The sequence below is a fragment of the Cupriavidus sp. SZY C1 genome, assembly GCF_032190535.1.
GTDB classification, from domain to species: domain Bacteria; phylum Pseudomonadota; class Gammaproteobacteria; order Burkholderiales; family Burkholderiaceae; genus Cupriavidus; species Cupriavidus pauculus_C.
The window spans coordinates 116,230-128,356 of the sequence record NZ_JAUANU010000004.1 but is presented as its reverse complement, the minus strand read 5'-3'; the positions used below and the strand labels follow the sequence as shown (position 1 = coordinate 128,356).

The 12,127-nt window shown below is 67.4% G+C and carries 11 protein-coding genes; 3 read left to right on the top strand and 8 right to left on the bottom strand.

Features of this window, described 5'->3' with window-relative positions:
* Positions 1-3 precede the first annotated feature (3 nt).
* The 7 genes from ispC to rpsB all read right to left on the bottom strand — a co-directional run bounded on the left by ispC (position 4) and on the right by rpsB (position 6,359).
* Positions 4-1,182 (bottom strand): 1-deoxy-D-xylulose-5-phosphate reductoisomerase, encoded by a 1,179-nt coding sequence (ispC, locus tag QTN24_RS08855; RefSeq protein WP_313836525.1) that lies wholly within the window; start codon positions 1,180-1,182, stop codon positions 4-6.
* Between the two features lie 21 nt (positions 1,183-1,203).
* Entirely contained in the window at positions 1,204-2,025 is an 822-nt protein-coding gene (locus QTN24_RS08850; RefSeq protein WP_313836524.1) for a phosphatidate cytidylyltransferase, read from the bottom strand.
* A 36-nt stretch (positions 2,026-2,061) separates the two neighbouring features.
* Complete coding sequence (locus QTN24_RS08845) at positions 2,062-2,832, bottom strand: isoprenyl transferase (protein ID WP_124684151.1); 771 nt, start codon at positions 2,830-2,832, stop codon at positions 2,062-2,064.
* A 51-nt stretch (positions 2,833-2,883) separates the two neighbouring features.
* Positions 2,884-3,444: a ribosome recycling factor gene (gene frr, locus QTN24_RS08840; protein ID WP_124684150.1), complete on the bottom strand. Its 561-nt coding sequence runs from the start codon at positions 3,442-3,444 to the stop codon at positions 2,884-2,886.
* Between the two features lie 108 nt (positions 3,445-3,552).
* Positions 3,553-4,263: a UMP kinase gene (pyrH, locus tag QTN24_RS08835; RefSeq protein WP_124684149.1), complete on the bottom strand. Its 711-nt coding sequence runs from the start codon at positions 4,261-4,263 to the stop codon at positions 3,553-3,555.
* A gap of 306 nt (positions 4,264-4,569) precedes the next feature.
* On the bottom strand, positions 4,570-5,448 hold the full coding sequence (gene tsf / locus QTN24_RS08830) for a translation elongation factor Ts (RefSeq protein WP_313836521.1): 879 nt from the start codon (positions 5,446-5,448) through the stop codon (positions 4,570-4,572).
* A 167-nt stretch (positions 5,449-5,615) separates the two neighbouring features.
* On the bottom strand, positions 5,616-6,359 hold the full coding sequence (gene rpsB, locus QTN24_RS08825; RefSeq protein ID WP_124684147.1) for a 30S ribosomal protein S2: 744 nt from the start codon (positions 6,357-6,359) through the stop codon (positions 5,616-5,618).
* Between the two features lie 336 nt (positions 6,360-6,695).
* Between rpsB and map the strand changes: the two genes are divergently transcribed.
* Positions 6,696-7,514 (top strand): type I methionyl aminopeptidase, encoded by an 819-nt coding sequence (map, locus tag QTN24_RS08820; protein ID WP_313836518.1) that lies wholly within the window; start codon positions 6,696-6,698, stop codon positions 7,512-7,514.
* A 79-nt stretch (positions 7,515-7,593) separates the two neighbouring features.
* Positions 7,594-10,167: a [protein-PII] uridylyltransferase gene (locus QTN24_RS08815; protein ID WP_124684145.1), complete on the top strand. Its 2,574-nt coding sequence runs from the start codon at positions 7,594-7,596 to the stop codon at positions 10,165-10,167.
* Positions 10,168-10,475: 308 nt separating this feature from the next.
* Here QTN24_RS08815 and QTN24_RS24910 read toward each other — a convergent pair whose 3' ends face one another.
* A complete protein-coding gene (locus QTN24_RS24910) occupies positions 10,476-10,787 on the bottom strand; it encodes a hypothetical protein (RefSeq protein WP_409558998.1) in 312 nt (103 codons plus the stop codon).
* 406 nt (positions 10,788-11,193) lie between these two features.
* Here QTN24_RS24910 and QTN24_RS24905 point away from each other — a divergent pair, with 406 nt between their 5' ends.
* The gene (locus QTN24_RS24905; protein ID WP_409558997.1) at positions 11,194-11,955 is read left to right on the top strand and encodes a pseudouridine synthase; all 762 of its coding nucleotides are present in this window, start codon (positions 11,194-11,196) and stop codon (positions 11,953-11,955) included.
* The last annotated feature ends 172 nt before the right edge of the window (positions 11,956-12,127 follow it).

Here is a 12,127-nt window from a genome sequence, read left to right as displayed (position 1 = left end):
TGGTCAACGGCTGGCCAATGATTTCAGCAGCGCCTGGGCGGCGTCCCGTGCGGCGGCGTCGGCCGCCAGCACGCCTTCCAGCGATCCGGCGTCGCCGTCGGCGGGCTGCTCCAGCACCCCGGCCACCAGCCGGGCGATGTCCGTGAACCGGATACTACCGGCCAGGAACGCCTCCACGGCGACCTCGTTGGCCGCGTTCAGCACGGCCGGCGCCACGCCGCCCGCACGCAATGCATCGAAGGCTAGCCCGAGGCACGGGAAGCGCTCAAGGTCCGGAGTCTCAAAATGCAGTCCGCCGACCACCGTCAGGTCCAGCGGCGTGACGCCCGAGTCGATCCGCTCCGGATAGGCCATGCCGTAGGCGATCGGCGTGCGCATGTCCGGATTGCCGAGCTGGGCCAGCACCGATCCGTCGGCATAGGCCACCATCGAATGGACGATGCTCTGCGGGTGAATCAGCACCTCGATCTTGTCCGCCGGCGCGCCAAAGAGCCAGTGGGCCTCGATGACTTCGAGCCCCTTGTTCATCATCGTGGCCGAATCCACCGAGATCTTGCGGCCCATGACCCACTTGGGATGGGCGCATGCCTGGTCGGGCGTGATGTCGTGCAGCGTGGACGGATCGCGCGTCCGGAACGGCCCGCCCGAGGCCGTCAGCAGCACCTTCGATACCCCGGCGCCATAGCGCGGGTCGCTGGTCGGCAGGCACTGGAAGATCGCGTTGTGTTCGCTGTCGATTGGCAGCAGCGTGGCGCCGTGATGCTGCACCGCATCCATGAAGATGCCGCCGGACATGACCAGCGATTCCTTGTTGGCCAGCAGAACGCGCTTGCCCGCCCGGGCGGCGGCCAGCGACGACCGCAGGCCGGCCGCGCCGACGATGGCGGCCATCACGGCATCGGTGCCGGCGTCCGAGGCGATCGACTCCAGCGCTTCCGGGCCGTGGCTGACCTCGGTAGGCACACCGGCCGCGCGCAGCCTGGCTTCCAGCTCGCCCGCGGCCTCGGCGGACCCCACCACCGCCCGCGCGGGCCGGAATTCGGCACAGGCGGCGGCCAGCTTGTCCACTTGCCGATGAGCGCTGAGCGCGTGCACGGTATAGCGGTCCGGATGGCGGCGCACCACGTCGAGTGTGCTTTCGCCGATGGAACCCGTGGCGCCCAGAATCGTAATGCGTTGCATATGACGGAGGAATTCAGTTGATCAGACCCAGGCCAGCAGCAGCGCCGCCAGCGGCAGCACCGGGATCAGCGCGTCGATGCGGTCGAGCACGCCGCCGTGGCCGGGCAGCAGCCGGCTGCTGTCCTTGATGCCGACCTGCCGCTTGAGCAGGGATTCGAAGAGGTCGCCCACCACGCTGGCCGCCACGAGCAGAGTCGTCAGCACGGCCAGCAGGCCGAGGCCGCCCTTGTCCGCCACCAGCGAATACCAGGTCGGGGCAAACGTATGGGTGGCCGCCAGGCCCAGCGCGACGATCATCGCCAGCAGCCAGCCGCCGATGGCGCCTTCCCAGGACTTGCCGGGGCTGATGGTCGGCGCCAGCTTGCGCCGGCCGATGGCCTTGCCGACAAAATAGGCGCCCACGTCGGCCGCCCAGACCAGCACGGCGGCGCTCAGCAGCACGCCCACGCCGGCGGCACGCAGCACCATCACCGCGTGGCCGAAGGCCGGCAGCATGATCAGCCCCAGCACGGCACCCAGCGCCGTGAAACCCGGCGTGGCCTTGCGCACGCCCCGGGCCAGCAGCACCACCGCCACGCCCCACGCCACCAGCGACGCTTCAAGCAGCCAGTCGATCGCGTAGCCCGACGGCGCCAGGTGCCACGCCAGCAACGCCAGCAGGCAGGCCGCGGCGTAGACATAGGTCCAAGGCCGGCGCAGACCGATCAGGCGGGCGAATTCCCATCCGCCCAGCAGGACGATGATCGCCACCAGCACCGCCAGCGCCGTGGGCGGCGCCAGGAACAGGATCGGTAGGATCAACAGCAACAGGCATACGGCGGTGATAACGCGGGTCAGAAGCATGCGGCTGCGGTTCCCGTGGAGGTTGGATGGCCGCGCTCAGGCCGTTCCCGACAGGCCCGGCGCCACCACTTGGGCGCTGGTCCGGCCAAAGCGGCGCTCGCGCTGGCGGTAGGAAGCAAAGGCCTTGTCGAGTTCGGCGGCGTCGAAATCGGGCCAGAACGTATCGGTGAAATACAGCTCGGTGTAGGCAAGCTGCCAGAGCAGGAAATTGCTGATGCGCTGCTCGCCGCCGGTGCGGATGAACAGGTCCGGCTCGGGCGCATAGGCCATGGCCAGGTGCGGCGCCAGCATCGATTCGTCGACCGATTCGCTGTCCAGCATCGGCGAACGGGCCAGCATCTTGCGCATGGCCTGCAGCAGGTCCCAGCGCCCGCCGTAGTTGGCGGCGATGGTCACGGTCAGGCCGGTGTTGGCGGCCGTGCGGGCCTCCGCGTCCTTGATCATCTGCTGGATGCGGGGGCTGAAGCGCACCAGGTCGCCCACCACGCGTAGCCGGATGTTGTTGGCGTGCATCCGCACCACCTCGCGGCGCAGCGCGGTCATGAACAGGCGCATCAGGAACGACACTTCGTCGGCCGGGCGCCGCCAGTTCTCGGAACTGAACGCGAACAGCGTCAGGTACTGCACGCCGCGCGCGGCGCACGCCTGGACGATGTCGCGCACAGTATCCAGGCCCCGGGTGTGGCCTGCCACGCGCGGCAGATGACGCTGCGTCGCCCAGCGGCCGTTGCCATCCATGATGATGGCAACGTGTCGTGGCACATAGGTGGTATCGGGAACGCCGAGCGTCGAACTGATATGCTGCATGGATTGGCCGACAGTGGGAGCTACCCCGGCGGACGTGCCGCCGGGACGGCCTTACACCGTCATGATCTCCTTCTCTTTCTCGGCGACCAGCTTGTCGATTTCGCCGACGTACTTGTCGGTCAGCTTCTGGACGTCGTCGGCGCCGCGGCGCTCGTCGTCTTCCGAGATGGTCTTGTCCTTGACGAGCTTCTTGAACTGCTCGTTGGCGTCGCGACGCAGGTTGCGCACGGCCACCTTGGCACCCTCGGCCTCGCTCTTGACCACCTTGATCAGCTCCTTGCGGCGCTCTTCGGTCAGCGGGGGCATCGGCACGCGGATGACATCACCCATCGTGGCGGGGTTCAGGCCCAGGTCGGCGTCGCGGATTGCCTTTTCCACGGCCTGCACCATCTTCTTTTCCCACGGCTGCACGGTAATCGTGCGGGCGTCGCCCAGGCCGACGTTGGCCACCTGGCTGATCGGCACCAGCGAGCCGTAGTAATCCACCTGGACGTGATCGAGCAGGCCGGTATGCGCACGGCCGGTACGGATTTTCGCCAGATCGGCCCTGAAGGCTTCGATCGACTTCTGCATTTTCTGCTCGGCGCTCTTCTTGGTGTCGGCGACGGTCATGTTTACCTCCGGGAAACTGCCAGACAGGACCCCGCACGGCGGGATCGAAAATGAAACATTCTACTCTCAGGCCGGACCGAATCCGCATTCTGATGCGGTCCGCGCCGATTAAACGTGCACTAGCGTACCTTCGTCCTCACCCAGGATCACGCGCTTCAGGGCACCCGGCTTCACGATCGAGAACACCTTGATCGGCAGCTTCTGGTCGCGGCACAGCGCAAAGGCGGTGGCGTCCATGACCTGGAGGTTGCGGGAAATGGCTTCGTCGAACGAAATGGTGGCGTAGCGGGTGGCGCTCGGGTCCTTCTTGGGGTCGGCCGTGTAGACGCCGTCCACCTTGGTGGCCTTCAGCACGATCTCGGCGCCGATTTCCGACCCGCGCAGCGCGGCGGCCGTGTCGGTCGTGAAGAACGGGTTGCCGGTGCCGGCGGCAAAGATCACCACCTTGCCCTCTTCAAGCTGGCGGATGGCGCGGGGGCGGATGTAGGGCTCGACCACCTGGTCCATGCGCAGGGCCGACTGCACGCGGCCCTCGATGTTGGCGTGGCGCATGGCGTCCTGCAGGGCCAGTGCGTTCATCATTGTGGCCAGCATGCCCATGTAGTCGGCCGTGGCACGGTCCATGCCGGCCGCGCCGCCGGCCACGCCGCGGAAGATGTTGCCGCCGCCGATGACCACGGCCACCTGGACGCCCAGCTTCACGATTTCGGCAATGTCGTTGACCATGCCTTCGATGGTCGCCCGGTTGATGCCGAAGGCATCGTCGCCCATCAGGGCCTCACCGGACAGTTTCAGAAGGACGCGCTTGTAGGCTGGCATGTTCACCCTCGGGCAGGTTCTAGATCGCTCGTTTGAACGGATGGATGGACGCGGGCGGCACAACGCAACTGCGCACCGGCCGCGCATGAATATGGACTGCTAGACAGCTCGAAAGCCGGTTTTCGCCGTCATCTGCGTGCAACGCGCCGCTAAAAAACGCGTAGATCGCCGGTGACTGCGAAAACTGACTGGTGCCGGCGCCGTGGCGCCCGCACTTGTGCAGAGGGGCACCTTTCGGCGCCCCTCGGCATTATACGGTGGCAGGCCGGGCATCCCGCCAGGGAAACCCGCCCCGCCACCCGGACATCAGCCCTTCTGGGCGGCGGCCACCTGGGCAGCCACTTCAGCGGCAAAGTCGTCCTGCTTCTTCTCGATGCCTTCGCCCACCACGAACAGCGTAAAGCCCTTCACGGTCGTGTTGGCGGCCTTCAGCATCTGCTCGACGGTCTGCTTGTCGTTCTTCACGAACGGCTGGTTCAGCAGCGACACTTCCTTCAGGTACTTCTGGACCGAACCTTCCACCATCTTGGCGGCGATCTCGGCCGGCTTGCCCGACTCGGCAGCCTTCTGCTCGGCGATGCTGCGCTCCTTGGCGATCAGCTCGGCGGGCACCTGTTCCGACGACAGCGACACCGGCTTCATGGCGGCCACGTGCATGGCCACGTCCTTGGCGGCCACTTCGTCGCCGTCGAACTCGACCATCACGCCGATGCGGGTGCCGTGCAGGTACGAAGCCAGCTTGCCGCCGTTGGCGTAGCGCACGAAGCGGCGGATCGTCATGTTCTCGCCGATCTTGCCGATCAGAGCGGCGCGCACGGCGTCGACCGTCGAGCCGTCCAGTTCCAGGGCCGACAGGGCTGCCACGTCGGCCGGAGCCTGCTTGGCCACCAGCTCGGCAACCTTGGCGCCGAAGCCCAGGAAGTCGTCGTTCTTCGACACGAAGTCGGTTTCGCAGTTCAGTTCGACCAGCGCGCCGGTCGTGCCGTCGATGTACGTCGACACGATGCCCTCGGCGGTCACGCGCGACGCGGCCTTGCTGGCCTTGTTGCCCAGCTTCACGCGCAGCAGCTCTTCAGCCTTGTCCAGGTCGCCGTCGGCCTCCGTCAGGGCCTTCTTGCATTCCATCATCGGCGCGTCGGTCTTTGCGCGCAGTTCTGCAACCATGCTTGCGGTAATTGCCGCCATTTGTCACTCCTTGATTTGGTTGGCTTCATCCGGGGCAGATGCTATCCGCGGCGGATGACAACTGAATCTGTTTGCAAAAAGGGGGCGCCAGAAGTGCCCCCTTTCTTGGTTGCCGCAGGGCGGGCGCCGGCGGCCGGTGTGTCCCGGCCTCAGGCGCCAGCGGGCAATCAGCCTTCCTGGACTTCGACGAATTCGTCGTCGCCGCGAGCGGCTTCCACCACTTCCTGGACCGCATTGGCGCGGCCTTCCAGGATGGCGTCAGCCACGCCGCGCACGTACAGGGCCACGGCCTTGCTCGAGTCGTCGTTACCCGGGATCACGTAATCGATGCCTTCCGGCGTGTGGTTCGTGTCGACCACGCCGATCACGGGGATGCCCAGCTTGTTGGCTTCGGTCACGGCGATCTTGTGGTAGCCGACGTCCACCACGAAGATGGCGTCAGGCACGCCGCCCATGTCCTTGATGCCGCCGATGGACTTTTCCAGCTTTTCCATCTCGCGCTCGAACATCAGCGCTTCCTTCTTGCTCATGGTTTCCAGCGCGCCGGCTTCCTTGGCGGCTTCCATGTCCTTCAGGCGCTTGATCGAGATCTTGACGGTCTTGAAGTTGGTCAGCATGCCGCCGAGCCAGCGGGCATCGACGTAGGGCATGCCGGCGCGGCCGGCTTCCTCGGCCAGGATCTCGCGCGACTGACGCTTGGTACCCACGAAAAGCACGGTGCCGCGGTTTGCTGCCAGTTGACGCACGTACTTCAGCGCGTCCTGGAACATCGGCAGGGTCTTTTCGAGGTTGATGATGTGGATCTTGTTGCGATGACCGAAGATGAAGGGGGCCATCTTCGGGTTCCAGAAGCGGGTCTGGTGGCCAAAGTGGCAACCGGCTTCCAGCATTTCGCGCATGGTCACGGACATGTGAGGGACTCCAAAAGGGTTTAGTCTGAAGTCCGCCCCGACATTCCTGAAAAGGAACACCCCGGATGGGCGGACCAGCGATTTACAAACAGTTCGATTTACCGACCCCCGCAGCCCGATTCCGGACCCACGGCAAGTCAGCCCGCGATTGTAACAACAAAGCGGCCGGTCGCTCAAGCCCCTATTGCGATGCACAAGGACGGCCCCGCGCGGATCGGCGGCCCAGGCCCGCCCCGCAAATCCCTGCTTTCTCGTCACGAAGGTGAGATAATCCCGCTTTGCGAACAGTTTCAGGCGCAGTCAGTGGCTGGGCCATCACATTTCAGGCGAAGCAGCATGAGCATCCATATCAATACCGCCGAAGACATCGCCCACATGCGCGTGGCTTGCCGCCTTGCCTCCGAAGTCCTCGACTACATCACCCCGTTCGTCAAGGCCGGCGTGACGACCGGCGAACTCGACCGCCTTTGCCACGCCTACATGCGTGACGTGCAAGGCACCGTGCCGGCCCCGCTGAACTACGCGCCGCCGGGCTACCCGCCCTTCCCCGGCGCCATCTGCACGTCGGTCAACGACGTGATCTGCCACGGCATTCCCGGCGACCGCGTGCTCAAGGGCGGCGACGTGGTCAACCTCGACATCACGGTCATCACCAAGGACGGCTACTACGGCGATACCAGCCGCATGTTCGTGGTGGGCGAGGCATCGATCCTGGCCAAGCGCCTGGCGCAGGTGACCTATGAATGCATGTGGAAGGGTATCCAGCAGGTGCGCAACGGCGCCCGGCTTGGCGATATCGGCCACGCCATCCAGCAGCACGCGGAAGGCGCCGGCTACAGCGTGGTGCGCGAGTACTGCGGCCACGGCATCGGCAAGGTATTCCACTCGGACCCGCAGATCCTCCATTACGGCCGCCCGAACACCGGCATGGAGATCAAGACCGGCATGATCTTCACCGTGGAGCCAATGATCAACGCCGGCAAGCGCGACATCCGCACGATGCCCGACCAGTGGACGGTCAAGACGCGCGACCGCAGCCTGTCGGCCCAGTGGGAGCACACGGTGCTGGTGACCGAGACCGGCTACGAGGTGCTGACGCTGTCCGAAGGCTCGCCCGTGCCGCCGGCCTTCATCACCGACACCGTAGCGGCCTGATCCCGCACCGATAGCCAGGGCGCCCACCAAGGCGCCCTTTCTTCTTCCAGCCGTGCCCGCGCCCACCTTCGAACCGCCCATGGACACCACGCCGGAACTGCTGCTCTGCCAGCGCATACGCGACGCGCTCAAGGCCGCCAAGCAGGCCCTGTTTGCCGAATTCGACGCCAGCAACCAGGTGATGCCGCTGGTCACCCGGCTGCGCCGCGCCGTCGATGCCGCGCTGATCGACGCCTGGACCGGGCTGGAACTGCCCGATTCGGCCGCGCTGGTGGCCGTCGGTGGCTACGGCCGCGGCGAGCTGTTCCCGCATTCCGACGTCGACGTGCTGCTGTTGCTGCGCGACGAGCCCGATGCCGACACGGCCAGCCGCCTGGAGCGCTTCATCGGCCTGTGCTGGGACCTGGGCCTTGAGATCGGCTCGTCGGTGCGCACCGTGGACGATTGCATCCGCGAATCCGCCGCCGACATCACCATCCGTACGTCGCTGCTGGAAGCCCGGCTGCTGACCGGCAGCAGGCCGCTGTTCGGCGAGCTGCAGCAGCGCTACCAGGCCGACATGGACGCGGCCGACTTCTTCCAGGCCAAGCTGCTGGAACTGCGCCAGCGCCACGCCAAGTACCAGGACACGCCGTACGCGCTGGAGCCGAACTGCAAGGAAAGCCCCGGCGGCCTGCGCGACCTGCAGGTGATCCTGTGGATGACCAAGGCGGCCGGCCTGGGCGATAGCTGGAAGCAACTGTTCGAGCGCGGCCTGCTGACCGAGCGCGAGTCGCAGGAACTGGCCCGCAACGAGCGGCTGCTGCGCACCATCCGCGCCCGGCTGCACCTGCTGGCCGGCCGCCGCCAGGACGTGCTGGTCTTCGACATGCAGACCGCGCTGGCCGAATCGTTCGGCTACCGCCAGACCACGCACAAGCGCGCCAGCGAGCAGCTCATGCGCCGCTATTACTGGGCGGCCAAGGCGGTCACGCAGCTCAACAGCGTGCTGCTGCTGAACATCGAGGCCATGCTATTTCCGAGCGAGTCGATGGTCACGCGCGAGATCAACGAACGGTTCGTCGAGCGCCAGGGCATGCTGGAGATCACCAGCGACGACCTCTACGAGCGCGAGCCGCACGCCATCCTGGAAACGTTCCTGCTCTACGAGCGCACCCCGGGCGTGAAGGGCCTGTCGCCCCGCACGCTGCGCGGCCTGTACAACGCGCGTACCGTGATGGACGCAAGCTGGCGCAACGATCCGGTCAACCGCAAGCTGTTCCTGGCCATCGTGCAGGAGCCGCAGGGCATCACCCACGCGCTGCGGCTGATGAACCAGACCAGCGTGCTGGGCCGCTACCTGATCAATTTCCGGCGCATCGTCGGCCAGATGCAGCACGACCTGTTCCACGTCTACACCGTGGACCAGCACATCCTGATGGTCGTGCGCAACATGCGCCGGTTCGCCATCGTCGAGCACACCCACGAATTCCCGTTCTGCAGCCAGCTGATGGCCGGGTTCGACCGTCCGTGGGTGCTCTGGGTGGCGGCGCTGTTCCACGACATCGCCAAGGGCCGCGGCGGCGACCATTCGAAGCTCGGCACCGTCGATGCGCGGCGCTTCTGCAGGCAGCACGGCATCTCCCGCGAGGACACCGACCTGATCGCCTGGCTCGTCGAGCACCACCTGACGATGAGCCACGTGGCCCAGAAGCAGGACCTGACGGACCCGGACGTGGTGAAGGCGTTTGCCGACGTGGTCGGCAACGAGCGCTACCTGACCGCGCTCTACCTGCTGACCGTGGCCGACATCCGCGGCACCAGCCCCAAGGTGTGGAATGCCTGGAAGGGCAAGCTGCTGGAAGACCTGTACCGCATCACGCTGCGCGTGCTGGGCGGCGCCCGGCTGGACCAGCACTCGCTGTGGGCCCAGAAGCGCGACGACACCATCGCCCAGCTGCGCCTGAAGGCGTTCGACCCCGAGCTGGCCAAGCCGTTGTGGGACAAGCTCGACATGTCGTTCTTCATGCGGCACGATGCGCGCGACATCGCGTGGGTCACACGGCACCTGTTCAACCAGGTCAACAGCGCCAACCCGGTGGTCAAGGCCCGCGTGTCGCCCGCCGGCGAGGGGCTGCAGGTGGTGGTCTACATCAAGGACCAGCCGGACCTGTTCGCGCGCATCTGCGGCTATTTCGAGCGCAAGGCGTTCTCGATCCAGGATGCCAAGATCGAGACCACGCGCGACGGCTACGCGCTGGACACGTTCCAGATCACCGACCCCGGCCTGGCCGGCGACTACCGCGACATCCTGGCGCTGGTCGAGCATGAACTGGCCGAGCGCGTGCGCCTGGAGTGCCCGCTGCCCGAGCCGACGCAGGGCCGGCTGTCGCGCCAGTCGCGCAGCTTCCCGATCAAGCCGCGCGTGGACCTGCGCCCCGACGAGCGCGGCCAGTACTACCTGCTGTCGGTGTCGGCCAACGACCGCACCGGCCTGCTGTACGCCATTGCCCGCGTGCTGGCCAAATACCGCGTGTCCGTCCATTCGGCGCGCATCAACACCCTCGGCGAACGCGTGGAAGACGTGTTCCTGGTCGATGGCTCGCGCCTGACCGCCGACAACCGATTGCAGATTCAAGTGGAACAGGATTTGCTCGACGCGCTGGCCATCTGATCCTCCGATGGCCAGCGCGCGAGCGCTTGGAAAGATATGACAGACAGCAATACCTCCGGCCGCAAGACACTGGGCGTCAAGGCCTCCACCTCGGGCGCGCCCCGCAAGGCCACCCGCCCGGTGCGCGTGTCGGACCTGAACCGCAAGCGCGTGCAGGACGTGGTCTCCGGCATCAAGCAGGCCAAGGAACGCGCGGCCGACAAGGACAAGCGCAAGCCCGCGCCGGCCGACACGGCACCGCGCCAGGATCGCCAGGCCCGCCCGGCGCGTCCCCGCCCGGCCGACGGCGAGCGGGCCCCGCGCCGGTTTCAAGGCGAGCGCGACGAGCGCCCGCGTCGATTTGAAGGCGAGCGGACCGAGCGTCCGCGTCGCTTCGAGGGTGAACGTACCGAGCGCCCGCGCCGCTTTGAAGGCGAACGCACCGAGCAGCCCCGCCGCTTCGAAGGCGAGCGCACCGAGCGCCCCCGCCGCTTCGAAGGCGAGCGCACCGAGCGCCCCCGCCGCTTCGAAGGCGAGCGCACCGAGCGCCCGCGCCGCTTTGAAGGCGAACGCACCGAGCAGCCCCGCCGCTTCGAAGGCGAGCGCACCGAGCGCCCCCGCCGCTTCGAAGGCGAGCGCACCGAGCGTCCACGCCGCTTCGAGGGTGAACGCACGGAGCGCCCCCGCCGCCTTGAGGGCGAGCGCGCCGATCAACCCCGCCGCTTCGAAGGCGAGCGCACCGAGCGCCCGCGCCGCTTCGAAGGCGAACGCACCGAGCGCCCCCGACGCTTCGAAGGCGAGCGCACCGAGCGCCCCCGCCGCTTCGAAGGCGAGCGTGACGAGCGCCCGCGTCGCTTTGGCGATGACGCGCGGGCCGAGCGGCCGCGACGGGATGATGCCGCGCCGCGCCGTGGCACTGCGCCGGCGCGTCGTTTCAGCGATACCGCCGACCGCGCCCGTCCGGCGCGCCCCGAGCGCGGCGAGCGGACCGACCGGGCCGAACGCCCCGCCCCGCAGCCGGCTGCCGAGCCGCGCGAGGACGGGCTGGTGCGGCTGTCCAAGCGCATGTCCGAGCTGGGCCTGTGCTCGCGCCGCGAGGCCGACGAGTGGATCCCGCGCGGCTGGGTGCTGGTGGACGGCGAGCCGATCACCGAACTGGGCACCCGCGTGCGCCCCGACGCCGAGATCGAGATCCGGCAGGAAGCCCGCTCCGAGCAGGGCGAGCGCGTGACCGTGCTGCTGAACAAGCCGGTCGGCTACGTGTCCGGCCAGGCCGAGGACGGCTACGAGCCCGCCGCGGTGCTGTTCGCGCCCGAGAACCAGTGGGAAGAGGACCCCACGCGCAAGCGCTTTGCGCCCTGGCAGCGCAAGAACCTGGCCCCGGCCGGCCGGCTCGACATCGATTCCACGGGCCTGCTGGTGCTGACGCAGGACGGCCGCGTGGCGCGCGCGCTGATCGGCGACGACTCCACCGTGGAGAAGGAATACCTGGTGCGCGTGGTCTGGGAGTCGCCGCAGGGGCCGGTGGAACGCAATATCAGCGCGGTCTTCCCGGAAGACCTGCTGGAGCGGCTGCGCTTCGGCCTGTCGCTCGACGGCGTGGCGCTGAAGCCGGCCAAGGTGAGCTGGCAGAACGAGGAGCAGCTACGCTTCGTGCTGCGCGAAGGCCGCAAGCGCCAGATCCGCCGCATGTGCGAACAGGTGGGGCTGAAGGTGGTGGGCCTGAAGCGCGTCCGCATGGGCCGCATCGCCCTGGGCGACCTGCCGCCGGGCAAGTGGCGCTTCCTGGGGCAGTTCGAGAAGTTCTGAGTTGGGGGCTTGCGGGGGACGAGTCGGCAAGCAGAAGCGCGACGCCCTCTCCCCCGGCCCCTCTCCCGCGCGCGGGAGAGGGGAGAACACCGTCGGGAGATCAAGCCTGAACTGGCCAATGGTTTGCTCCCCTCTCCCGCCTGCGGGAGAGGGGCCGGGGGAGAGGGCCAGC

Excerpts from the sequence above, each read along its gene's own strand:
- QTN24_RS08850 (WP_313836524.1), bottom strand. The coding sequence starts at position 2,025 with ATGCTTCTGACCCGCGTTATCACCGCCGTATGCCTGTTGCTGTTGATC.
- ispC (WP_313836525.1), bottom strand. The coding sequence starts at position 1,182 with ATGCAACGCATTACGATTCTGGGCGCCACGGGTTCCATCGGCGAAAGC.
- QTN24_RS08815 (WP_124684145.1), top strand. The coding sequence starts at position 7,594 with ATGGACACCACGCCGGAACTGCTGCTCTGCCAGCGCATACGCGACGCG.
- tsf (WP_313836521.1), bottom strand. The coding sequence starts at position 5,448 with ATGGCGGCAATTACCGCAAGCATGGTTGCAGAACTGCGCGCAAAGACC.
- frr (WP_124684150.1), bottom strand. The coding sequence starts at position 3,444 with ATGACCGTCGCCGACACCAAGAAGAGCGCCGAGCAGAAAATGCAGAAG.
- pyrH (WP_124684149.1), bottom strand. The coding sequence starts at position 4,263 with ATGCCAGCCTACAAGCGCGTCCTTCTGAAACTGTCCGGTGAGGCCCTG.
- rpsB (WP_124684147.1), bottom strand. The coding sequence starts at position 6,359 with ATGTCCGTGACCATGCGCGAAATGCTGGAAGCCGGTTGCCACTTTGGC.
- QTN24_RS08845 (WP_124684151.1), bottom strand. The coding sequence starts at position 2,832 with ATGCAGCATATCAGTTCGACGCTCGGCGTTCCCGATACCACCTATGTG.
- map (WP_313836518.1), top strand. The coding sequence starts at position 6,696 with ATGAGCATCCATATCAATACCGCCGAAGACATCGCCCACATGCGCGTG.